We start from the raw sequence: 23,510 nt of genomic DNA on the forward strand, positions 1-23,510 counted from the left end.
TGGTAAAGGTCTTCATCCGGCTTCCACCAGCTCCGCCCCCTCCTCCACCGACACCGCCACCATGCGGCTGACCCCGGGCTCGGCCATGGTCACACCCACCAGCTGCTCGGCCACCTGCATGGTGGTCTTGTTGTGAGTGACCACGATGAACTGGGTGGTCTCCGACATCTCCTGCAGCAATTCGCCGTAGCGGCCCACGTTGGCGTCGTCCAGCGGGGCGTCCACCTCGTCGAGGACGCAGAAAGGGGCGGGGTTGAGCTGGAACAGGGCGAAAGTCATGGCAACGGCGGTAAGGGCCTTCTCGCCGCCTGAGAGCAGGTTGATGGAGCTAACTTTCTTACCGGGCGGCTGGGCCATGATGTCCACTCCGGTCTCCATGGGATCAGCCTCGGTGGCCGCTTCTCGCGCCCCCGATTCCTTTCCGGACCGGCTTGACTGGGTATCGGTCATGGCCAGATAGGCCCGGCCGCCACCGAACAGCCGGGGGAAAAGGCGGCGGAAGTTGGCGTCCACGGCCTCGAAGGTCTCTCGGAAGCGTTTGCGGGTCTCCGCATCGATGCGGTGGATGGCGTTTTCCAGGGTGTTCAGGGCCTCTTCCAAATCCGCCGCCTGATCGTCCAAATGGGACTTGCGCTCCGAGACCTCGTCGTGCTCCTCGATGGCGGCCAGGTTCACCGTGCCCAGCTGGTCGATGGCCTTCTGGAGCTCGCCCCGGCGCTTCTCCAGGGCGGCGGCGTCGGCGTCATCGGAGAGCCCGGCCAAAACCGCCTGGGGCGTGGTCCCGGCCTCCTGGATCCGTCCCTCCACCTCCTCCAGGCGTACCTCGGCCTTGTTGAGGTCCTGGCGGGCCTCTTCCAGGGCGCTGCGGCGGGCCTCCACCTCGGTTTCGGCCTCGGCGCGGCGTCCTTCGGTTTGGGACAGGGCACTCTGGGCGGCTTCGGCGGCCTTGCGGCGCTCATTTAGCTCGGCCTCGGCCTCCGCCCGAGCGGCCATGGCCGCATCCAGGCGCTCCTGTATGCCGCTGGCGGGCTCCCCCTGCTCGGCCAGCCGCTCTTGGAGCTCGTCGAGCCGCTGACGGCGCTTGGCCAACTCGTCGTTGGCCCACTGGGTATGGCGCTCGGTCTCCTGGCGTGCCGCCTCCAGGCTGTCCAACCGGCTTTTGGCCTGATTGAGGGCCTCACGGGCCTCGCGTTCCGCGGACTCGGCGGACTGGGCCGCGGTCCGCGCATCCTCGAGCTCCCGCTGGCGGGCCTCGCTTTCGGCCTGGCCGGCGCTCTCCCGCTGCCGGGCAGCCTCGACGGCCTCCGCAGCCTCCTCCTTGGCGGCGGTTTCGGTGGCCTCCTCGTCTGCGAGGCGTTCCAGCTCCGCTTCCAGGTGCTGGCGACGCTCCTCGGCGCGGTTGGCCTCCCCCTGGCGTCGGTTGAGTTCCTCGCGGGCCTGGCGGACCGCCTCCTCCGACCGGCTTAAATCCCCCCGGGCAGCGTCGACGCGCTCCCGGGCGGTATCGAAGGCAGTCCGTGCGGCTTCCAGGGCCTCCTCGGCCCGGGTTACCTTTTCCTCCTCTGCCGCGAGGCGCTCCTCCAGCCGTTCGATCTCCCGTTGGCGCCGCAGCCAGCTGGTCTCGGGATCGGCGTCGCCGCGATGCACCACCACCCAGTCCCGACCGACGCGGTCGCCCTCGGGCGTCACCAGGACCGCGCCCGGCCCTAGCTCCCCGGCACGGGCAAGGGCATGGTCCAAATCGTCAGCGACGCCGACCCCTACCAGCCACTCGGCGATTACGGGCCGGAGGTTGCTGTCGCATTCCACCTTGCCCAAAAGGCCGCCCCCGGCCGCATCCCCGGCCTGACCGTTGCCGGGCCGCACCGCCGGATAGCGCCCGGCCTCCTGGGCGCGCATCCAGGTCAGCTCCTCCGGCCATTCGCTCCCGGCGACCACCAAGGCCTGGAGGCGGTCGGCGAGGACCTCCTCCACCGCCGTCTCCCACCCGCTTGCGACCCGGATCCGGCCGCCGAGCAGGCGCGACCGGTCGCCCTCCACGCGCTCCAGCAGGGCCTGAGTCCCAGTGTTCAGGTCCTCGCCCCGACGCTCCAGGGTGCGCAACGACTCCAGCTGGGCCATAATTCGCTCGCGCTCGTGGCGGCGCTGGGTAACCGCCTCTGTGGCCTCGTCGCGCTCTCCCTCGCGATCCAAGAAGGCGGCTTCGGCCGCCTCCAGCTCGCCGGCCGCCTGGTCGCGGCGTTCCTCTGCCGTCTCCAGGGTGGCCTGGGCGCTTTCGGTATCGACGTCCTTCGTGGTCTCCGCCAGCTCGGCCAGCTCCGCCCGCAAGGTTCCCCTGCGCTCGGCGAGGGCGGCGAGACGGCTCTCCGCCTGCTGGCGGCGCTCATCCTGCAGCCCCGCCTCCTGAGCCGGGGCCTGCACGGCCTCGCGGGCCTCGCGATCCGCCTCTTCGGCGGCGCGCAGGTGCTCCCGGGCCTGCTCCAGGGCGCTCGCCGCCTCCTGATGAGCCGCCTCCAGCCGCGCCACTTCCGCCCGCAGGTCCTCCTGTTCGCCGACGGCCTCGTCGATGCGCTGCTGGTGCTCGGCCAGGCGCTGTTCGAGCTCGGCGATCTCCCCGTGGGCGGCGTCGCGCTCCTCCTCTAGGCGCTGCTTTTCCTGCCGGGCATGGGCCTGCTCCCGCTCGAGGCCGGCGAGCTCGCTCTCGCGGGCGTAGTAACGCCCCTGGGCTTCGTTGACCGCCTCGTTGGCCTGATCCAGGGCCTGGCGCTGACGCTCGGCTTCCGCCTCGGTCTCGGTGAATTGGCTCCGTGCCGCTTCCAGCTCGGTCTCGTAGCGGCGCACCTCCCCCTGTTGGGCCTCCACCGCCTTGCGCTGGTCGCGGTAACGGGCCCCCAGTAGCTGCTGGTCGACCTCGCGCTGCTCCTGCTTGAGGCGCTTGTACTCGCGGGCCCATTCGGCCTGCTCGCCGAGACGCTCCAGGCGATCGCCGAGCTCGCTGCGCAGGTCCTCCACCCGCTCCAGGTTCTCGCGGGTCTGCTCGATACGGCGGACGGTTTCCTTGCGCCGTTCCTTGTAGCGCGTAACCCCGGCGGCCTCCTCGACCATGAGCCGCCGGTCCTCGGGGCGCGCCTCCACGATCCGCCCTATGGTCCCTTGCTCGATGATGGCGTAGGCGCGGGGCCCGAGGCCGGTGCCCAGGAACAGGTCAGTGATGTCCTTGCGCCGGCAGCGACTGCCGTTGAGGTAGTACTCGGAGCCGCCGTCGCGGTCCACCGCCCGTTTGACGCTGATCTCGTCATAGGCGGCGTAGGGCCCGCCCAGGACGCCCTCGCTGTTGTCGAACACCAGCTCCGCCACTGCCCGGCTTACCGGTGCGCGGTTGTCGGAGCCGTTAAAGACGAAATCGCTCATATGACCGCCGCGCAGGTGCTTGGCGGAGCCCTCCCCGAGCACCCAGCGCACGGCATCGACGACGTTGGACTTGCCGCAGCCGTTGGGGCCCACCACTGCGGTGATGTCCGAGGGCAGCGGGATGGTGGTGGGCTCGACGAAGGACTTGAACCCGGAGAGCTTGATGCGGCGGAGCTTCATGGGCGGGCGGGACCCTGTGAGTGATGGCGTCGGCGCTCAGTAATGGAACGGGCCATGCTCGATACGCTCCAGTTGGTCGTCATCGTAGCCCAGATAATGGCCCAGCTCGTGGATCAAGGTGTTGCGGATGCATTCGGTTACCGCTAAGCCGTGGCGATCGGCGTAATCAAGGATGGCCTTTCGATACAGAAGCACCTGATCCGGCTCGGCACCGGCGTAGGTGCCGCCGCGGTCGGGCAGGGGCAGCCCTCGGTAGAGGCCGAGCAGATCGAGTGGGTGCGCCAGGCTCATCTCGGCCTGAGTAGCCTTGTCGGCCCAGTCCTCCACGAGGACCGCCACATTCTCGACGGCCGCCCGGAATTCGGGCGGGAGCTCGCCGATGGCGGTTTCCACCTCGGCGGCGAAGGCTTCCATGTGCATATTAGTCTCCCAGCCCAGAAGGGCGTAGGGGGCTGAGCGTTGTTAGCCAGTCCAAAGCAAGGCATCCCGCCCCTGAGCCCCTATGGGTTGTGCCCGTGGCCTCAGAAGGAAGGGGCTCAGGGGCGGGATGGTGAACCCACGTCGAGGCGGGGCTTTGCGGCGCTGGGCCGGTTCAGATGCTGCCTTGGGGCGATCCGGGATTGAGGACGGCGCGCCGTCAGCGGTCCTTAACGGGCAGCCAGCCCGCCTACATCGCCCTTGCTTGCGGCACCAGCCATCCCGGCTCATAGACCCCCTGCGCAGTTCCAGGATGGGAGACCAGCTGCCCCGTGGCCGGATGATAGACTCTGCGCACCCGTCGCGGATACCCGGCTCCTCACGCCCCATCCGGGAGCCGCTATTTGCCAAGGTGTAACCCCGACCGACTGACGGGCCCGCCACAGGCGGCCCCGGAGCCCCCCGGAGAATGCCATGAGCCAGCCCATCTCCCCCAGCCCCTATCTGCTGCGCCGCCTGGGAGCCGCCACCTACGACGCCCTGATCTGCGCCGCTTTGGTCATGGCCGTCGGACTGGCTTCCACGGCCCTCACGGGCGGGGCTAACGAGGACATGCGCGGCCCCGGCCCTGTCGGCCGGACGCTGGTCCAGCTGGCCCTGTTGGCGGCTCCCCCCGCCTATTTCCTGGGTTCCTGGGTCCGGGGGGGTCAAACGGTAGGCATGCGTCCATGGCGTCTGCGGGTGGTCGATCCGGCGGGGGGAGCGATCAGCCTGAAGGCGGCAGGGATCCGCCTGCTTACCGCCCTGCTCTCCTGGGCTCCCCTGGGGCTGGGCTTCTGGTGGGCCCTAATCGATCCCGACCGGCTAACCTGGCACGACCGCCTTTCCCGCACCCACCTGATGCTGACGGGGAAAGGGGTCTCAACCCCATCGCGCTAGCATTAGCCCACCCAGAGCCGTGAAAACCACCAACGGCAGCCACGCTGCCACCCCCGGCGGCAAACCTCCGGCGACGCTGAGCTGCTCCACCAGCACATTGCTGGCGTGGAACAGCATGCCCAGGCCGATCCCGCCGAGCAGCCGAGCGACCCGGTTTTCCGAGCGCGGTGTTAAGGAAACAAAGGGGGCCGCCACCAGCACCATAACAACACAGGCCAGGGGAAGGGTCACCTTCTGCCACAAGGTGAAGGCCAGATAATCGGTTGGCTGGCCCTGGCGCCGCAACTGGTCCACATAGCCCCAGAGCTTCACAAAGCCCATGCGCTCGGGACTGCTACCCAGATCGGCTATAACCTCGGGACGGGCCCTTAGGGGAATTTCGGCCTCGCTTTGCTCCCGGCCGTTTAAAGCCGCGATCCCTACCTGGGTCCCCTTCGTTAACCGCCAGACCCCTTGGCGGAAGGCTAGGCTACCCCCGGTTAGGACCTGATTGACCAGGCCCTGATCGTCAAGCCGGTATATGGTCACCCCGCTCAGGTTGTCACCCGTCCGGGATACCCGACTTGCCGAAACCACGTGCGGCCCGTCCCGCAGCCATATCCCGCCCCTTCCCAGCCAACGCCCGGACCCGCCGTCGCCCACGCGCTCGTTGAGCAGCCGTTCACCCACCAGCTCCAGGCGACCGGCTACCCGGTCCTCCACCGCGAAAGTGAGCGCGGAGGCAATTGCGCCTCCCAGCAGAAGGGGCCGAGCAATCCGGGCCAGACTGATCCCCCCGGCCCGGAGCGCGGTCAGCTCGGCGTTACGGGCGAGCTCGCCCAGCAGCACCAGGGTGCCCAACAGGACCCCGAAGGGGGCCATCTCAGCCAGGATGCCGGGGGTGCTCAGGGCCAGGTACTGCAGCAGCAGGAGCAAATCGAAGCCTTCCTGGCCTAGGCGGCGGCTATACTGCAGCGCCTCGGACAGGAGATAGATACCGGCGAGCAAAAACAGCATTAGGCCGGTCTTTGCGAGGAACCCGCGCAGCAGGAAGCGATCGACGGTTGTCATTATGGGCCCCTCCGGGAGGGAGCCCCGCGCCGACGCTTGGCGCCGGGCAAAGCCATCAGCGGTAGGCCGTAAACCGTGCGGTACAGCAGGAAAACCGCCAGGCCCAGGACCGGAACCGGGGTCGCCCACAGCAGCCAATGAGCCCCAACAACCCCGTCACCAGCCCAGTCCTCGATGGCGATGAGGGCGTTGTGGTAGGCAAGCACCAGAAGGGCGCCGCCGAGTATCCCGAAGGAGCGACCGCCACGGCGGCGCTCCACTCCGAGCGGCAGGGCCAGCAAGAGCAGTACCGGCACGCTCAGCGGAATAGCCAGCCGTCGGAAAAGCTCGACTCGGTCCCGGCGCACTCCCGAACCGTCGGCCCAGGCCCCCTGCCACAGCTCGGCCGTGGCCACCGCTTCCCGACCTCCGTCACCGCCTGCGATGTTCCCCAGCGATTTCCGGACCCGGTATCGGTCGAAGCCCATAACCCGGGCAAGACCTTCCCTTGGCCGACCCTGGTAGCGCCGCCCTTGGTGAAACAAGGCCTCAACCTTGCCGTTCTCGCTCTGGGTCAGCTCCGCCCGCTTGGCCGTGATGGTCACCGGGGGGCGAGGCTTGGGGTCGTGGAAAAAGACCTCCCGCATAAGGCCCTGGCTGCCCCGTTCGGTGAAGTAAAGAACACGCCCCCCCGGAAATTCATTGAATTGGCCCGAACGCACCAGGCTGGTCAGGGCCTGCTGCTGGAACGTGGCCTTGGCTCGGGCCATGCGGCCCTCGCCCATGGGCTCCAGACCTAGCGTCAGACCGGCCTCGAGCAAAAGCGCCACAAACCCCAGCGCCACGACCAAGGGAAGCAGGTTATAGAGGCCGACCCCGGCGGCTGCCATGGCATCCATCTCGCTATCCAGACAGAGCCGGCCGATGGTGGTCAGGAGGCCGAAGAACATTGCAAGGGGGAGGGCCAAGGCCAGGATCTTGGGAAGGGCCAGTCCCAAAAGGGCGAAAACCCCCTGCCCAGGGATCTCGCCCTGGGCCATTTCCTCAAGGTAATCGAGCCCCTTGGCCAGCAACATGAGCATGGTAATCACCCCGAGGATGATCAATGCCCGCTGGACCACCTCGGTGGCGATATGGCGATAAAGAATCTTCACGCCGGTGTAATGCTCCGCGCCGCTCTAACCGCTATCCGGCTCCACCGCATTGTTCCCCCGAGCCTTTCCCCCGGAGAAGGCCCTCTACCCCGGCCCTGCCGAAGCATTCGGAGAGCGGCTTTCAGAGATGAAATTGGGGTTTCGGTTGTCCAGTCTGCTAAGAGCCCAAGTTTCGGGAAGAAATGGAAAAATAAGGCTTTACCCCCAGCTCCGGCGGAGCTAGACTCGGGAATTTAAGTTTTTGTCACCATTTGGAGGCCGATGGCGGCCCATAAGCAGCCGCCAGAGCTTGCGGAGGAGACCGCCGATGGAAGTTTTCGTCAAGAGCGGAAGCCCAGAAAAGCAGCGAACCGCCTGCGTAGTGGTGGGGGTCTTCGAGCCTCGCCGCCTCTCACCCGCTGCCCGGGACATCGACCGGGCCACGGATGGCTATCTGACCAAGCTCCTCCGCCGCGGGGATATGGAGGGTCGGCAGGGCCAGTTCCTGATGCTCCACAATATCCCCAACATTCTACCTGATCGGGTCCTTCTCGTCGGCCTCGGCAAGGAACGGGATTTGGACGACCACCGCTACCGCGATGCGGTGGAAAAGCTGGTGCAGCACCTCGACGGCACGGGGTCCATGGAGGCGGTGGTCTATTTCCCCGAGCTCCATGTGAAGGGTCGGGAGATCGGGTGGAAAGTGCGTGCGGCCACGGAAGCGGGGACCCTTGGCCTATACCGTTTCGATCAGTACAAGTCCAAGGTGGAGCGCCCCCGCCGACCCCTCCGTCGGCTCACATTCTGCGTCCCTCGTCGCAGCGATCTGCGGGAAGGCCAGGCCGCCGTAGAGCGGGGCATGGCCTTTGCCAATGGGGTTTCACAGGCCCGCGATCTGGCCAATCAACCACCCAATGTGGCCACCCCCATGCATATGGCCGAGCAGGCCTCGTCCCTGGCCGAGGAATGGAACCTCGGGCTTACCGTCCTGGATGAGGCCCAGATGGAGGCCGAGGGCATGGGCGCCTTCCTGGCGGTGGGCCAGGGCTCGGTGAATCCGCCCAGACTGATCGCTATGGAGTACCAAGGGGACGAAGCCGATACCAAGCCCTACGTCGTGGTGGGCAAGGGCATTTCCTTCGATTCCGGGGGCATCTCAATCAAACCGGCGTCGGCCATGGATGAGATGAAATACGACATGTGCGGAGCCGCCGGGGTGTTCGGTATCCTGCGGGCGGTCGCCGAGCTGGAGCTGCCCATCAATGTAGTCGGCGTCGTGGCGGCTGCGGAGAACCTTCCCGACGGCAAAGCCTACCGCCCCGGTGACATTCTGACGGCCATGTCTGGCAAAACCATCGAAATCATTAATACCGACGCCGAAGGCCGCCTGGTGCTTGCCGATGCTCTGCACTGGGTGCAGCGCTACGAGCCCGAGACGGTGATCGACATGGCCACTTTAACCGGTGCCTGCATCGTGGCTCTGGGCAAAAAGGCGGCAGGGCTGATGGGTAATAACGACCGTCTGGTCCGGGAGCTCACCGATGCCGGGGACGAGACCGGCGAGCGCGCCTGGCAGCTGCCGCTGTGGGACGAGTACCAGGAGCTGCTCAAGAGCAACTTCGCTGACATGAAGAACGTCGGTGGTCGGGAGGCCGGCACCATCACCGCCGGTTGTTTCCTTTCTCGGTTTACCGAGGATTACGAATGGGCGCATATTGATATCGCCGGGGTTGCCTGGACCAGCGGGGACAACAAGGGAGCCACCGGGCATCCGGTGCGGATGGTCAGTCAGTATCTAGCAGAGCGCGCTGGCGGATGACACGAGTGGATTTCTACCGCCTGGAGGCCGGCGACACCCTACAGGCTGCCTGCCTGGTGACCGGGAAGGCCTACCAGGCAGGCTACCGAGTCCGAGTGTACACGAGAGACGAATCCAGCCTGGCCGATCTCGACGCTCGCCTTTGGACCTTTCGCCAGAATGCCTTCGTGCCGCATGCCCCTCGGGACCGTGTTGATTCGGAGATTCCCGAACCGGTGGTATTGGCCACCGACTGCCTGACCCCCGAAGGGACCGAGGTTCTGGTTTGTGTCGCGCCGCCGCCGCCGGAATGCCTCGACCACTACGAGCGGGTCGCCGAATTTGTACCACCCGATCCGGAAAACCGGCAGGCTGCCCGGCAGCGCTACGCCCGTTACCGCGCGGCCGGCTATGATCTGTACGCCCACGACATAAGGGCGAATTGACAGCCGCGGCGCCAGGAACGGATACTGCTACTGGCTCCAATTCCCCCAACGGGTGCATAACCATGGCGGAACAACAGCGAAACCACGAAGGCCGCGCCTCTGAAGAGGACGTGAGCATGGATGAAATCCTCAACAGCCTCCGCAACATCCTCGAAGAAGAGGGCTCGGAGGATAGCTCCGGGCGCTCGGAGTCGGTGGCGGATCAGTACGCCCCGGCCGGGGAAGAGGCCCCTGCGGAGGGTACCGGAGAGGGCGGCGAGGAGCTCGTCCTGACCGATGTTGTGGCCGAGGAGGAAACCGCTCAGGACCCGGAAGAAACCATCCAAACAGGCCTGGATCGGCAACAAGAATCGGAGCAGGACGCCGGTATCGCTCCGCCCGATGAGACCGCCGGAAGCGAATTCGATGCCCTTTTCGGTCGTTGGGATAGGGAGGCAAGCCCTGCCGAGGAAACCGAACCGGAAACCGGTTCCGTGGCTGAACCGGAAGGATCCGCCGAGACCGAGCCGGAGCTTTCCCCAGAGACGGCCCCGCCGCCCGAAGAACTAGAGCTGGGGACGGGGGCAGAACCGGCCATGGCCGAAGAAGCCTTCGACCTTAGTGAAAGCGAGGCCGCTCCCGCCTGGGAGGCTGGCACCGAAAGCCCCGACCAATCGTTGGCCCCTCCTTCCGAACCGCCGTCACCCGCAATCGATAGCGAATCGGTTCGGGACACGGTGGAGACCACGGTCCGCGAACAGGTCGAACAGGCCACGGCTGACCTCGACAACCGCCTTGCGGAGGCGCTCGAGCCCAAGATCCGGGAGGCCCTCCAAGAGTACCTGGAAGAGCGGCTTCCGGGCCTTTTACGCGAGATCGCCGAGACCGAGATCGAGCGGATCAAGAAGGGGGAGTAGGGCCCCTTTCTTTTCCTTATCCCGCCCCTGACGAGCCCCTGACCCCCGGATCGGGGGTTTTTTGGTTTCATCCACCCGGGCCCGGCGGCCCTGGAAGCCGGGCCCCACGGGCATGCATAAGAGGCACCCATGACCCAGCCATCCGCCGACCTTCCCAAGACCTACGACCCCCAGGAGGTCGAGACACGGTGGTATACCTTCTGGGAGGCGCAGGGGTTCTTCCTGCCGAATCTGGCGGAACAGGCACCGCCTTTCGCCATCATGATCCCGCCTCCCAATGTAACCGGCACCCTCCACATGGGGCACGCCTTCCAGGACACCCTCATGGACGTCCTGACCCGCTACCACCGCATGAGGGGAGCAAAGACCCTGTGGCAGCCGGGCTCCGATCACGCGGGCATCGCCACGCAAATGGTGGTAGAGCGCCAGCTGGAGCAGGAGGGAAGTTCCCGGCATGACCTGGGCCGAGCCGAGTTCATCAACCGGGTGTGGCAATGGAAGGAGACCTCTGGCAACGTCATCGGTACCCAGCTTCGGCGCCTGGGAGCCAGCTGCGACTGGTCGCGTGAGCGGTTTACCATGGACGAGGGCCTTTCGCGGGCGGTTACCCAGGTCTTCGTGCGCCTGTTCAACGAGGACCTGATCTACCGTGGCCAGCGCCTGGTGAACTGGGATCCCGTCCTGCATACCGCCATTTCGGACCTAGAGGTGGAGTCCGAGGAAGAGGACGGCCACCTGTGGCACTTCCGCTATCCCCTCGCCGACGGCTCCGACCACCTCACCGTTGCCACTACCCGGCCCGAGACCATGCTCGGAGACCAAGCGGTGGCCGTGCACCCCGAAGACGAGCGCTACACCCATCTAGTCGGCAAGCAGGTTCACCTCCCCCTGGCCGAGCGGCCCATCCCCGTTGTGGCCGACGACCACGTGGATCCCGAATTCGGCTCCGGCTGCGTCAAGATCACGCCGGCCCACGACTTCAACGACTATCAGATGGGCCAGCGCCACGACCTGACCCTTCTCAACATCTTCACCGAAGACGCCCGCATCAACCACAACGCCCCAGCGGCCTACCAAGGCCTTGATCGCTTTAAGGCTCGGGAGCGTGTGGTGGCGGAGATGGACGCGGCGGGCCTGCTGGCCTCGGTGGAGGACCACCGGCTCATGGTGCCCCGGGGGGACCGTACCGGTACCGTCATCGAGCCCTTCCTCACCGATCAGTGGTTCGTCCAGGTGGGCCCGCTGGCCCGGCCCGCCATCGAGGCGGTGGAGCGCGGCGACATCCGTTTCGTGCCGGACAACTGGGCCAAGACCTACTACGAGTGGATGTATAACCTCGAAGACTGGTGCATCTCCCGCCAGATCTGGTGGGGCCACCGGGTTCCCGTATGGTACTGCGCCGAGTGCGATGGCGATCACCTCACCCTGCACGGACTGGGCAATCTGGGTGAAGGCGGCACCCCCAACCAGCTGGCCGCCCACGGTGTCGCCCTGGTGGAGGCCATTAATCAGGCCGAGCACATCCACGTGGGCTCAAACGCCACCCCCATCGTGCCCGGAACCGAGGATGAACGCCCACAGCGCTGCCCCAACTGCGGCAGCGACAAGCTGATCCAGGACCCCGACGTCCTCGACACCTGGTTCTCCTCCGCCCTGTGGCCTTTCTCCACCCTGGGCTGGCCCGAGGACACCGAGGAGCTGCGCACCTTCTATCCCACCACCGTCCTAGTGACCGGATTCGATATTATCTTCTTCTGGGTCGCCCGGATGATCATGATGGGGTGCAAGTTCATGAATAATGTGCCCTTCGAGGAGGTCTACGTGCACGGCTTGGTGCGCGACTCCGAGGGCAACAAAATGAGCAAGTCCAAGGGCAATGTCCTCGATCCCCTGGACCTCATCGACGGCATCGACCTGGAATCCCTGGTGGAAAAGCGCACCAGCGCCCTGATGCAGCCGGACAAGGCCAAGGCTGTGGAAACCATGACGCGCAAGGAGTTCCCCGAGGGCATCCCCGCCTTTGGCGCCGACGCCCTGCGCTTCACCTTCGCCTCCCTGGCCACCATGGGCCGCGACATCAAGTTCGATCTGGGCCGCATCGAGGGCTACCGCAACTTCTCTACCAAGCTATGGAACGCCGCCCGCTTCAACTTCATGCATGTGAGCCAACCCCCCGAGGCCCCCGCCGGCCGCACCTGGCCCGATCGCTGGATCGTCTCCCGGCTGCAACGCACCGAAGCCGAGGTGGCCGATGCCATGGCGGCCTACCGCTTCAACGACGCCGGCCACGCCGTCTACGACTTCATCTGGCACGCCTACTGCGACTGGTATTTGGAGCTGGCCAAGCCGGCCCTTCAGGGCGACGACCCCCAGGCCGCCGAGGGGACACGATTCACCATGATTCGGGTGCTGGAGGCTGGCCTGCGACTCCTGCACCCCTTCATGCCGTTCGTGACGGAGGAGATCTGGCAGAGGGCGGCGCCCCTGGCCGGGTGCGAGGGAGCCACCATCATGCGCCAGCCCTACCCGGCCGCCGATGAGGCCCTTATCGATGCCGAGGCGGAGGCCGATTACGCCTGGCTGGAGGCCTTCGTGGGCGCCCTGCGCTCCATCCGGGGCGAGATGAACATCAATCCGTACCAGGCCATCCCGGTTCTGGTGCGCGGCGGCGACGAGCGCGACCGCCAACGGATCGCCAACCACCGCCCCTTCATCGATGCCCTGGCCCGGCCCGAGCGCATCGATTGGCTAGGGCAGGACGCGGAGGCGCCCCAGGCCGCCGCCGAGCTGGTCGGAGAGCTGCAGATCTTGGTGCCCCTGGAAGGCCTGATCGACCTGGAGGCCGAGCTCCAGCGCCTGGACAAGGAACTGGAGAAGGTAGCCGGGGACTTGGCTGGCAGCCGCAAGAAGCTGGGCAACCCCGACTTCACCGACAAGGCCCCGGCGGAAGTGGTGGCCAGGGAGCGGGAGAAGCTCGCCGAGTTCGAGGAGCGCTACAATCAGCTCAGGGGCCAGCGCGACCGGCTTTCCGGCCTGCAGGAATAATAGGCCGGTTGGCTACCCCTGCAAGGGACCAAGGAGACAGGCAGACGAGGCCGACCCCTTCCCCGACAGCCTGGTTGGGGGTCTATCCTGGCCTCGTGCATCATTGCGGTCACGCCCTGCCCTAGGAGGGCCTCATGAGCCACATTCCCCTTCCCCAGGCGGTGGTCCGGGATACCGTCGCTCGCGCCCTGGCCGAGGACGTGGGCCCGGGGGACCTCAGCGTGGCCGCCGTTCCCGCTGAGGAAAGCGCAACGGCGGCCATCGTGGCCCGAAGCACCGGCATCCTGTGCGGTCGCCCCTTCGCGGAAGAGGTCTTTGCCCAGCTGGGCGGGGCGCGGCTGGACTGGCTGGGCGCCGAAGGCGAGCTGGTGGAAGCCGGACGCGAAGTGGCCCACCTGTCCGGGCCCGCCGGCGTGCTCCTGACGGGGGAGCGCACGACCCTCAACCTGCTCCAGACCCTTTCCGGGACCGCCACGGCCGTAGCGGAAATGACCCGGGCGGTAACCGGCACCGGCGCGCGCATCCTGGATACCCGCAAGACCCTCCCCGGCCTGCGCACCCCCCAGAAGTACGCGGTCCGCATGGGCGGCGGCCACAATCACCGCCACGGCCTGTTCGACGGGGTCCTGCTCAAGGAGAACCATCTGGCCTGGGCCGGTGGCCTGGAGCCGGCAGTGGCGGCGATCCGTGAACAGGTCCCCCACACCGCACGCATCCAGCTGGAGGTGGAGGACCTGGCGCAGACGCGGCAGGCCCTGGGCGCCGGGGTGGATGCTCTGCTTCTGGACAACTTCCCCCTCGACGACCTGCGGACGGCGGTTGCCGAGCGGCCCGGGGGGGTATTCCTGGAGGCCAGCGGCAACATCCACCTAGGCAACGTCCGGGAGGTTGCCGAGACGGGGGTCGACGGCATCAGCTCTGGGGCCCTGACCCGCGACCTGACCAGCCTCGACCTTTCCATGCGTTTCGCCTGAGGGCCCTGCCCAGACAACACGCTACTCCAACCCCTGGCCGGAAGATGGCCTCTCCGGGCACCGTTTCCCTCGGCCGGCCAAGGCTGGTAAACGGGGATAAGTGCGCCATTGACCCCTGCTTGGCACCAAAGGAGCTCCCATGTATTACAAGCTGCTGACGGCCCTCATCCTGCTGATCCTGGTGCTCATCTTCATCTTCCAGAACACGCAGATGGTCACCATCGAGTTCCTGGCCTGGCGGGTCGAGACCGCCCGCGGGGTGATGGCGCTGGTGATCCTGCTGATCGGGGTGATTATCGGCTGGCTGGGGCGGGGGCAGTGGGCCCACCGCAAAAAACGGTAGGAGGACTAGCGGGGCCCCATGGCCTCCCGCTTGTTGGCCACCAGCAGGGCCTCGGGGACCCGGGCCTTGATGGCGGTGGCCACTTCCAGACACATACCGGGAACCGGCTTTAGGCTGACCCAAAGGACATTGATCCGGAGATTGAGGTCGGCGTAGACCACGAAACGCTGATAGACGCCGAGCACGTGCTCCATCTCCGCCACCGTCTCCCGCAGGGCGGTTTCCGGTTTCTGCCGGAGCCGGGGAATGATCATCATAAAATCGGCGAGTCGCTGCCCCTCGGGTCCCAGCGTGGGGACCCGTTTGTACAGGGGCTCATCGGGGGCCATCAGGGAGAAGGCGTCGGGATGACCCAGGGTCAGGTTTGTCGATCCATTGGCCATGCTTTTAATCTAGCAGACCCAGCACGTTTGTTAGAAGGCCGACTGCTCCATCTCCAGATACACCCGATAGGCGTTGCCCCGGTTGCTCGCATCGAAGGCGGGTAAGTCGCGGTAGCGGGACCAGTCCGTGCCCTCGTAGGCCTCGGCAAAGGGTTGGAAATCGCGCACCGCGGCCTTCATCTTTTCGCGGACGAAGCCCAGATAGTCCTGCGTGAACTGAACCGCCTTTTCCACATCGGCGGAAGGCTCGCCGTGGCCGGGGATGACGAAGCGGGGGGGCGGCTCCATGGCGGTTAGGGCCTCCAGGCCCTCCAGCCAGTTGGCGGTATCCACTTGGGGGCTGTCAAGGAAGGGGATCCGCCCCTTGTAGATAATGTCGCCGCTGAACACCACGCCCAGCTCAGGCATCACCATCATGCTGTCCCCGGGGGCATGGGCCGGCCCCATATGGCGGATGCGAAAGGTCACCCCGCCCATGGAAAACTCGGCCCGTTGGTCAAAAAGCCGGTCCGGCTCCACCAGATAGGTGTCCTCGTCCACCCAGGGGAACAGGGCCTCGCGGCGCTGCCCCAACCGGCGCCGGGCGTCCTCGCTACGCTTAAAGCCCTGGGGGTTGAAATACCCCCTCGCCTTTTCCTGGGCCCAGACCGAAAGGGCGTCGGCATGCTCGCGGAAGGCCTGCAGGCCATAGACGTGGTCGGCGTGGTAATGACTGACCACCACCCGGCGCACCGGCCGGTCCGTGACTTCCCGGATACTTTGCAGCAGGGCGTATCCCAGAGCGGGCGTGCCCAGGGCATCGAAGACCACCACCCCGTCTTCGGTCACCACGAACCCGGCATTGGAGGTATGGCCGGCGTTATCGCTGTCGGGCACCCCCGAATAGCCCACGGCGTAATAGACCGGGGCTCCGGGGACCTTGTCCACTTCCAGCGAAAAGGGCAGCGAGCCATAGGGGTTGCCCTTGTCGGCCAGTGCCGTGCCCGAACCCAGTAGCCACCAGCCCACCACCAAAGCTGTCAGCAAAAGGCCCCTCAATTGCCTTTTCCTTGGGAATCACCCTGAAGAATACGCTCTGCCTCGCCCATCAGGCGCTCCTTAGCCGTTGAAGACAGGCCCCGCTCCTCGGCGGCTTCGCTCAGGGGCGGCCGCAGGTGGGTCCGGATCAAGACGTGCCAGTTGCCATCGGCGTCCCGCTCCCGGCGCTCCACCTCGGCCCGGTTCACAGCGATCTCGCCAGCCCGCTTGACCACGGCCCGGATATCGGTCTTTTCCAGTTCCTTGCTGCCGTCGCCCACCAACCGCTCGTTCAGACCTTCCCGGAGATGGCCGCTCCGGGCATCGATCCGTTCGGCCAAGGCCGACCTTGCTTTGCTTGCCGCCCGAGAACGCCCGGCTGCTAGGCTTTCGGTTGCCGCGCCCTTACCGTAGCCCCACACCGCCCAGCCCCCGGGAGCCTCCTCGCGCATGGCCTCTTGCCAGGCCTCGGGGGCATCGCCCGGAGGCTGGAAATGGTGCCCGCCACAGCCGGCAACCAGGCCTACGGCTACGCCTGCGGCGAGCAGACGGTAAAGACGTCGCATCTTCCCCTCCTTTGGCTATGGGGCCCAACGGGTTATTGGGGGTACCTCTAAGATCGGGCAACAGCAACCCCCTGTCTACCCCTGCCGGGCGACGAGCAAAAAGGTCAGGTCCATGACGTTGGTGTCGGTGGGCCCCGTGATCAGACGATCATCCAGTGAGGCCAGCGCCGTGCCGCTGTCATGACGGGCCAGAACCCGCTTTAGCGAGGATCCGGACTCCGCCAGGCGCTGGCAAGTGGTGCCATCCACCCAGCCACCGGCGGCGTCAGTTGGGCCGTCGGTCCCGTCGGTGCCGGCGCAAAGGGCACCGATGCCGCCGGCACCGGCCAGGTCGCCGGCCATGGCCAGGGCCATCTCCTGATTCCGTCCGCCCTCGCCCGGGCTGGGTCCCAGGGTTACAGTGGCCTCTCCGCCCCAAAGGAATGCGGCGGGCGGCGCAACCGGCCGCGAGCCCTTGCGTGAATCCAGGCCCACGGCGGCCAAGACCCGGGCGACCTCTTTGGCCTCGCCTTGGAGCCGGGATGTCATCGGCATGGGCTGGTACCCCCGGCTGGCCAGCTCCTCACCGGCCGCATCCAGGGCCAGGCGGTTATTGCCCACAACGGCGTTGCGGACCCCGGCAAGGTTGCCTGGCTTGGGGGTCTCGGCGACCTTGCCCGCGTCGCCCCGTTCCAGAAATGCCCGGAGGCTGTTGGGGAAACGGGGCAGACCGGCGAGAACCTCAAGGGCGTCGCCGAAGGTGGAAGGGTCGGCCGCGGCCGGCCCCGAGCCGATCACTGCCGGATCGTCGCCGACCACATCGGAAAGCAGCAGGGCCGTAACCCGGGCGGGGGCGGCCGCCTCGGCGAGCCGACCGCCCTTCAGGCGGGAACAGTGCTTGCGAACCGCGTTAACCGCGTGAATGGTCAGACCACCCCCGACCAGGGCCTCGTTGGCCGCGAACCAGTCCTCGGGCGGGATATCCGATGGCAGGGCCTCGGCTAGGGCCGAAGCACCCCCGGAAACCAGCAGGAGCAGCTCATCGTCGGCTCCGAGGCCGTGGACGCGCCGCAGGACCTCTTCCCCAGCGTCAAGGGAGCGACTGTCGGGCCTGGGATGGCCGCTCGCCACCACCCTGACGTCCGCCGGGCACTCATCGCCGTGGCCGTCCTTGGTGACAACCAGAACCTCGCCCGGATCGGTGTCGCGGACCGCCAGGGCACCGGAGATCATGGCACAAGCGGCTTTACCGATGGCGATGACGGCAAGCCGCCCCTCCGGGCGCACGGCTCCGGCATGGGTCTTTAACCATTCGGTCACCCGCCGCCCCGGCTCGGCGGCGGCCAGGGCTGCCTGGAAGGCGGCCTCGGCGTCGGCTTTCAGGGAGGCTTCGTGGTAGATGGCGAGGACCTCAGAACCTTAATGATCAATCGGCCACCCACCTCCTTACGTAAGCCCTCTCCCCCCTGACCCGGTACCCCTAAAGCCCGATAGCCCCCAGAGCCTGATCAAGATCCCCCTCAAGGTCATCGGCGCTCTCCAGCCCAGCCGAGATCCGCACCAAGCCTTCGTTAATACCCCCTGCTTGGCGCTCGGCCTCGGAGACCCGAGCGTGGGTGGTGCTCGCTGGGTGGGTCACGGTGGTCTTGGTGTCGCCCAGGTTGGCGGTAATGGAAGGGATCTTGAGGGCGTTGATGAAGCAGAAGGCCTGCTCGCGGCCGCCAGGCAGGTCGAAGGCCAGCAGGCCACCAAAGCGGCTCTGTTGGCGCCGGGCCAGGTCGTGACCGGGATGGCTGGCCAGTCCCGGAAAGCGCACCCGCTCCGCACCCAGGCGCTGGGCCAAAAAATCGGCCAGGCGCTCGGCGTTATCGCAGTGGCGCTCCATGCGCAGCGACAGGGTCTCCAGGCCCTTGAGGAACACCCAGGCATTGAAGGGGCTCAGGCTGATGCCTGCGGTGCGCAGGATGGGGAAGATCTTGTCCCCGGCAAGGGCCTCGGGCCCCACCACGGCGCCGCCGACGCAGCGCCCCTGGCCGTCCAGGTATTTGGTAGCGGAATGGATCACCAGGTCGGCGCCGAGGGCCAGCGGCTGCTGCAGCGCTGGGGTGCAGAAGCAGTTATCCACCGCCAGCCAGGCCCCGGCCGCTTGGGCCCGCTGGGCCAGATCGGCGATATCGGCCACGGCCATGCCCGGATTGGAGGGCGTCTCCAGGAAAAACAACCGGGTCTTGTCGGTGGTCGCCGCCGACCAGGCCTTGGAGTCGGCCGGGTCGACGAAGGTGGTGGTCACTCCGAAGCGGGCGAAGATGTTGTTGAGCAGGCCCGTGGTGGAGCCGAACAGGCTGTTGGAGGCCACTACATGGTCGCCGGCGTTGAGCAGCCCCAGGAAGGTCGCCGTGATAGCGCCCATCCCCGAGGCGAAGGCGACCCCGCGCTCCCCGCCCTCGAGGCTGGCCAGCCGCTGCTCGAAGGCGCGCACGGTGGGATTGGTGAACCGGGAGTAGATATTGCCAGGCATTTCCCCGGCGAACCGGGCGGCAGCCTCTTCCGCGCTGTCGAAGACGAAGCTGGACGTGGGGAAAAGGGCCTCGCTGTGCTCCTTTTCCGCCGTGCGGTGGATGCCGCTGCGGATCCCCCGGGTTTCGAAGCCGCCCTGCCCTTCCCCTTCGCTCATCCGGCATCCTCCCGGAGAAGACTCATCTGGGGGGTGCCCTCCTCCGGCGCCACCGGGTAATCGTCGGAGAAGCAGGCGTCGCAATAGCCGGGTCCGCGACCGCCCATGCCGCGATAGAGGCCGTCCAAACTGAGGTAGGCCAGGCTCTCGGCACCAAGGTTCTCCCGGATCTCCTCCTGGGTGTTATTGGCGGCGATGAGCTGGTCCCGGTCTGGGGTGTCGATGCCGTAGTGGCAGGGGCCAATGGTGGGTGGTGCGGAGATGCGCATGTGCACCTCCGCGGCCCCGGCGGCCTTGACCATGCCCACGATCTTGGCGCTGGTGGTGCCCCGAACGATGGAATCGTCCACCAGGATCACCCGCCGGCCCTCCAAAACCGAGGTCACGGCGTTGAGCTTGACCTTGACGCCGAAGTGGCGGATGGCCTGCTTGGGCTCGATAAAGGTCCGGCCCACGTAGTGGTTCCGGATCAGGCCCAGTTCCAGCGGCAGCCCTGATTCCTCGGCGTAGCCCATGGCAGCCGCTACCCCCGAATCGGGAACGGGTACCACCACATCGGCCGGAACGGGCTGCTCATTGGCCAGCTCCCGGCCAATGGCCTTGCGCGCCTGGTAGACGTTGATTCCGTCCAAGGTGGAGTCGGGACGGGCGAAGTACATGTACTCGAACACGCACATGCGCCGCGGCTGGGCCTCGAAGGGGGCATAGGAGGCCACACCGCCGGCGGTGACCACAACCATCTCCCCGGGCTCGATGTCGCGCACGAAATCGGCCCCGATCAGGTCCAGGGCACAGGTCTCCGAAGCGAGGACATAGGCGCCGTCGATGTTGCCCAGGACCAGGGGCCGAAAGCCCATGGGATCGCGCGCGCCCACCAGACGGGATTCGGTCAGGGCCACCAGGGTGAACGCGCCCTTCACCTCGCGCAGGGCGTTAGCGAGGCGGTCCTCGACGGTGGCCCCGTTGGCTCGGGCCACCAGATGGATGATGACCTCGGTGTCCATATCGGTCTGGAAAATGGAGCCCTGGGCTTCCAGATACTGCTGCAGGTAACGGGCGTTGACCAGATTGCCGTTATGTGCCATGGCCAGCCCGCCGTGCTGGTAATCGATCACCAGTGGCTGGGCATTGCGCTCCACCGAGGCACCGGAGGTAGAGTAGCGCACGTGCCCAATGGCGTGCCTTCCCTTGAGACGGCCCATCTCCTCCGGACCGAAGACGTCGGCCACCCGTCCCATGCCTCGCTGGGTGTGGAATAGCGTACCGTCGCAGGAGGTGACGCCGGCGGCTTCCTGGCCGCGATGCTGGAGGGCGTACAGGCCCAGATAGGTCAGATTGGCCGCTTCCGAATGCCCGAACACCCCGCAAACGCCGCATTCGTGCTGGAAGTCATGCTCGTCGATGGTCACCGTATGACTCATAAGATTGCTTTACTGACGCGCGGTCACACCGGTTGCAAATGATCGGGCGGGCACCGGCCGGCGGCTATCCCGCCCCCGTTAACCAGTACTTCTACCTTCTGCCCCGGGGCAGCCCCGGGCCTTGGGGCAAACCGAGGCTAGGGGCTTGCCTCTTCCTTTAGCCGGTCTTCGATGACCCGCTCCAGTCCCTCTCGATCGAGGACCTTATCCCCGGCCTGCTCGACGGCATCGTCGCCGAGATCCTGGGCCCGCTGCCGCAGCTCCTCCAGGGACAGAGCCCGACCCTGGAAATACCGGCCGAAATCCTCGGGAAGGAGGCGGTGGAGGAAGTTGGCGATCGGCTCAACGGCCGGCCGCGAATAGGACCGGCTATAGCTCGAATGATCGGCCAGGGGAGTGCCCCTTACCACTAGGACCACAATACCGACCACTACGGCTCCCCGGATCAGGCCGAAAAACAGACCGAGGCTGCGGTCGGTACCCTCCAACCCCGATTTGCGCACCAGGCGATAGGCAATGACCCCCACCAGGGAAGCAATCAGAAGGGTGACGAAGAACAGGAGCAAAAAGGCCGTAACCGCCCGCACCTGGGGATCGGCGATGGTCTCGCCGACGGTTTGCGCCAACGGCGATCCTAGGCGGGCGGCGACCACCAGGGCCAGCACCCATGCGGCGAAAGAGAAGACCTCGCGGACGAAGCCCCGCAGGATGCTGATAAGGGCTGAAACCAGGATAACAACGAGCCAAAGGACGTCGACCAGGGTCACGGCAACCGCCTTGGTGGGGCCACCAGCGGGGAAATCATTCGGCTTTCAGCAACAGTAGATCGTTGTAACCCGCCTCCTGGAGACGGTCCATGACCTCCTCGGCCTTCTGGCGAGAGCCTTCCCTACCGGCATATACCCGATGCCATTGGCGTCCTTCGATGGTCTTGGCTACCACCTGGGCCGTAAAGCCTTGATCTCCCAGACGTTCCTTCAGCCCAGTGGCGTTTCCCGGATCTTGGAAGGAGCCAGCCATTACGGTCCAGTAGGGCCCTTCGGACCGGGGCTGCTCGGTTTGGGGGGTCGATTCCTCTCTGCCACCCTCCTGGGCCTGTCCTTCGGGGGAGGGAGGCTGGCTCTCTTCAGCCGACTCGGGTTCTCCCTTCGGGCCCGGGGAAGTTTGCTCTGCCGGCGCTCCTTCGGCGGGGGCTTCAGGCTCTGCCGACTCCTCTTGCGTGGGGGACGGAGCAACTTCGTCGGTACCCCCGCTTTCGCCGGAGGCCTCCGAATCTTCGGGCTGCCACCATTCCCCATTTCGGTCTTGGGAAGCGCCCTGCGATCCGGAGGCTTCGGCCTTTTGGGGTTCTTTGGCGCTGCCCCCAGAGCCACCGGACTCGTCCAGCTTCTCAGGCTGAACCTCCACCAATTGGGTCTGTCGGTCTTGACCGCCACCCAGCAACAGGGGAACCAGGGCCCCTGCAATCACCAGGGCAACCACCAGTGCCCCAACCAGTTTGTACAAACGCCGGCCTCTGCTGCCTTCGTCCCCGTTTCTACCTGGGGCGCTCATCGCTTGCTCCCAATGTATTGCCGCCCTTGGCCTGAACGGCGGGGACAGCGTCCATGCTTTCCAAGACCGCGGCTACTACCATAAAGCTGCCGAAAGCCAGGATCCGATCGCCCTCGCCGGCGTTGGCCCGAGCCGCTTCGAGCGCGGCTACAGGTCCGGTGGCCGGTGCCGCAACCCGGGCCCTGTCAACGTGAAGGCACTCCACCAATTCGGGTCCGGATAGGGCCCGATCCATGGCAATGCCGCAAGGGTACCACCGGTCAACAGCCCCTGCCATGGCGCCGACCACTTCGGAAACAAGCTTATCCCGCATGGCCCCGAAAACGGCCAGGGTGCGGCCGGTTACGGGCTGTTGCTCCAGCAGCCTGGCGAGCTCGCCGGCGGCACTGGGATTGTGGGCCACATCCAACCAGACAGGGACCGGACCCTCGATTACCTGGCCCCGCCCGGGGACGGAGGCAGTGGGCAGGGACTGCCGCCAGGCCTCGACGCTGGGCTGGAAACCGACCGGTAGCTGCCGGCCGGTGGTTATGGCCGTAGCTGCATTGCGCAACTGGTAGTCTCCGGCCAGCCGTGGCCGAGGCAACGGGCCCAGGCGCTCGGAACCGCCCACCCAGTACCATTGGCCGTTGGTGGGCTCTCCGCGGAAGTCTCGCCCCTGTACCATCATTCCGGAATTGCTCCCGGCAAGTAGGGATTGGGGCGGATCGCCATCACCGCAAACCGCGGGCACATCCGGGCGCAGGATGCCGGCCTTTTCGGCGCCGATGCTTTCGCGGTCCCGCCCTAGAAAGTCCTGATGATCTAGGTCCACGGAGGTAATGACACTAACCTCGGGGTCCCAGATGTTCACCGCATCCAGGCGTCCACCCAGCCCCACCTCCAACAGGGCCAGATCCGCCCGTTCGGCGAACACGGCCATCGCCGCCAGGGTAGCGAACTCGAAATAGGTCAGCGGGGTGCCTTCACGGGCAGCCTCCACCGCCTCGAAAGCAGAGATCAGAACATTGTCCGGCACTGGACGCCCCTCGACGCGTATCCGCTCGCTGAACCGGAACAGATGGGGCGAGGTATAGCCGGCCACCCGGTGCCCGGCGGCTATGAGGGCTTCTTCGAGGAAGGCCAGGACCGAGCCCTTGCCGTTGGTACCCCCGACCAGGACCACGGGTAAGGGGGCCGGGCTCAGTCCCATGCGCCCAGCCACGGCCCCTACCCGCTCGAGGCCGAGCTCGATATCGCCGGGGTGAAGGGCCTCGATAGCGGCCAACCAGTTTTGAAGCTGAGGGGATTCAGGCACAGGATTGA

Annotated in this window: 20 protein-coding genes; 7 read left to right on the forward strand and 13 right to left on the reverse strand. The window is 66.4% G+C overall.

What is annotated here, in order from left to right; all coding sequences use genetic code 11:
• Nucleotides 1-12: 12 nt before the first annotated feature.
• Together smc and V5A19_RS04830 are read right to left on the reverse strand one after the other, a co-directional pair.
• Nucleotides 13-3,591, reverse strand: coding sequence for a chromosome segregation protein SMC (smc, locus tag V5A19_RS04825; RefSeq protein WP_332318112.1), 3,579 nt, complete (start codon nucleotides 3,589-3,591; stop codon nucleotides 13-15).
• Nucleotides 3,592-3,627: 36 nt separating this feature from the next.
• Nucleotides 3,628-4,011: a metallopeptidase family protein gene (locus V5A19_RS04830; protein ID WP_332318113.1), complete on the reverse strand. Its 384-nt coding sequence runs from the start codon at nucleotides 4,009-4,011 to the stop codon at nucleotides 3,628-3,630.
• Nucleotides 4,012-4,482: 471 nt separating this feature from the next.
• Here V5A19_RS04830 and V5A19_RS04835 point away from each other — a divergent pair, with 471 nt between their 5' ends.
• Nucleotides 4,483-4,947: an RDD family protein gene (locus V5A19_RS04835; RefSeq protein ID WP_332318114.1), complete on the forward strand. Its 465-nt coding sequence runs from the start codon at nucleotides 4,483-4,485 to the stop codon at nucleotides 4,945-4,947.
• Here V5A19_RS04835 and lptG read toward each other — a convergent pair.
• Nucleotides 4,930-5,997 (reverse strand): LPS export ABC transporter permease LptG, encoded by a 1,068-nt coding sequence (gene lptG, locus V5A19_RS04840; RefSeq protein WP_332318115.1) that lies wholly within the window; start codon nucleotides 5,995-5,997, stop codon nucleotides 4,930-4,932. The genes V5A19_RS04835 and lptG overlap by 18 nt on opposite strands.
• Entirely contained in the window at nucleotides 5,997-7,130 is a 1,134-nt protein-coding gene (gene lptF, locus V5A19_RS04845; RefSeq protein WP_332318116.1) for an LPS export ABC transporter permease LptF, read from the reverse strand. The genes lptG and lptF overlap by 1 nt, the downstream gene beginning before the upstream one ends.
• Nucleotides 7,131-7,437: 307 nt before the next feature.
• Between lptF and V5A19_RS04850 the strand changes: the two genes are divergently transcribed.
• From V5A19_RS04850 to V5A19_RS04875, 6 genes are all read left to right on the forward strand, one after another.
• The gene (locus tag V5A19_RS04850) at nucleotides 7,438-8,928 is read left to right on the forward strand and encodes a leucyl aminopeptidase (RefSeq protein ID WP_332318117.1); all 1,491 of its coding nucleotides are present in this window, start codon (nucleotides 7,438-7,440) and stop codon (nucleotides 8,926-8,928) included.
• A complete protein-coding gene (locus V5A19_RS04855; protein ID WP_332318118.1) occupies nucleotides 8,925-9,353 on the forward strand; it encodes a DNA polymerase III subunit chi in 429 nt (142 codons plus the stop codon). The genes V5A19_RS04850 and V5A19_RS04855 overlap by 4 nt, the downstream gene beginning before the upstream one ends.
• Nucleotides 9,354-9,469: 116 nt before the next feature.
• The gene (locus tag V5A19_RS04860) at nucleotides 9,470-10,249 is read left to right on the forward strand and encodes a hypothetical protein (RefSeq protein WP_332318119.1); all 780 of its coding nucleotides are present in this window, start codon (nucleotides 9,470-9,472) and stop codon (nucleotides 10,247-10,249) included.
• A gap of 129 nt (nucleotides 10,250-10,378) precedes the next feature.
• Nucleotides 10,379-13,294, forward strand: coding sequence for a valine--tRNA ligase (locus tag V5A19_RS04865; RefSeq protein WP_332318120.1), 2,916 nt, complete (start codon nucleotides 10,379-10,381; stop codon nucleotides 13,292-13,294).
• A 134-nt stretch (nucleotides 13,295-13,428) separates the two neighbouring features.
• The gene (nadC, locus tag V5A19_RS04870; protein WP_332318121.1) at nucleotides 13,429-14,268 is read left to right on the forward strand and encodes a carboxylating nicotinate-nucleotide diphosphorylase; all 840 of its coding nucleotides are present in this window, start codon (nucleotides 13,429-13,431) and stop codon (nucleotides 14,266-14,268) included.
• 139 nt (nucleotides 14,269-14,407) lie between these two features.
• A complete protein-coding gene (locus tag V5A19_RS04875; RefSeq protein ID WP_332318122.1) occupies nucleotides 14,408-14,611 on the forward strand; it encodes a LapA family protein in 204 nt (67 codons plus the stop codon).
• Between the two features lie 5 nt (nucleotides 14,612-14,616).
• On the opposite strand, the gene V5A19_RS04880 is transcribed toward V5A19_RS04875, so the two are convergent.
• The 9 genes from V5A19_RS04880 to V5A19_RS04920 all read right to left on the reverse strand — a co-directional run bounded on the left by V5A19_RS04880 (nucleotide 14,617) and on the right by V5A19_RS04920 (nucleotide 23,502).
• Nucleotides 14,617-14,994, reverse strand: a complete 378-nt coding sequence (locus V5A19_RS04880; RefSeq protein WP_332318123.1) for a hypothetical protein — start codon at nucleotides 14,992-14,994, stop codon at nucleotides 14,617-14,619.
• 30 nt (nucleotides 14,995-15,024) lie between these two features.
• Complete coding sequence (locus tag V5A19_RS04885; protein WP_443081416.1) at nucleotides 15,025-15,969, reverse strand: MBL fold metallo-hydrolase; 945 nt, start codon at nucleotides 15,967-15,969, stop codon at nucleotides 15,025-15,027.
• A 59-nt stretch (nucleotides 15,970-16,028) separates the two neighbouring features.
• Complete coding sequence (locus tag V5A19_RS04890; RefSeq protein ID WP_332318125.1) at nucleotides 16,029-16,577, reverse strand: hypothetical protein; 549 nt, start codon at nucleotides 16,575-16,577, stop codon at nucleotides 16,029-16,031.
• 75 nt (nucleotides 16,578-16,652) lie between these two features.
• Complete coding sequence (locus V5A19_RS04895; protein WP_332318149.1) at nucleotides 16,653-17,957, reverse strand: glycerate kinase type-2 family protein; 1,305 nt, start codon at nucleotides 17,955-17,957, stop codon at nucleotides 16,653-16,655.
• 79 nt (nucleotides 17,958-18,036) lie between these two features.
• Complete coding sequence (locus tag V5A19_RS04900; protein WP_332318126.1) at nucleotides 18,037-19,230, reverse strand: O-succinylhomoserine sulfhydrylase; 1,194 nt, start codon at nucleotides 19,228-19,230, stop codon at nucleotides 18,037-18,039.
• Nucleotides 19,227-20,651: an amidophosphoribosyltransferase gene (gene purF, locus V5A19_RS04905; protein WP_332318127.1), complete on the reverse strand. Its 1,425-nt coding sequence runs from the start codon at nucleotides 20,649-20,651 to the stop codon at nucleotides 19,227-19,229. The genes V5A19_RS04900 and purF overlap by 4 nt, the downstream gene beginning before the upstream one ends.
• Before the next feature lie 137 nt (nucleotides 20,652-20,788).
• A complete protein-coding gene (locus V5A19_RS04910) occupies nucleotides 20,789-21,418 on the reverse strand; it encodes a CvpA family protein (protein WP_332318128.1) in 630 nt (209 codons plus the stop codon).
• 34 nt (nucleotides 21,419-21,452) lie between these two features.
• Nucleotides 21,453-22,205: an SPOR domain-containing protein gene (locus tag V5A19_RS04915; protein WP_332318129.1), complete on the reverse strand. Its 753-nt coding sequence runs from the start codon at nucleotides 22,203-22,205 to the stop codon at nucleotides 21,453-21,455.
• Nucleotides 22,189-23,502 (reverse strand): bifunctional folylpolyglutamate synthase/dihydrofolate synthase, encoded by a 1,314-nt coding sequence (locus tag V5A19_RS04920; protein ID WP_332318130.1) that lies wholly within the window; start codon nucleotides 23,500-23,502, stop codon nucleotides 22,189-22,191. Before V5A19_RS04920 ends, V5A19_RS04915 begins: the two co-directional genes overlap by 17 nt.
• Nucleotides 23,503-23,510: the final 8 nt, after the last annotated feature.

This window comes from Thiohalorhabdus sp., from assembly GCF_036628635.1.
Classification (GTDB): Bacteria; Pseudomonadota; Gammaproteobacteria; order Thiohalorhabdales; family Thiohalorhabdaceae; genus Thiohalorhabdus.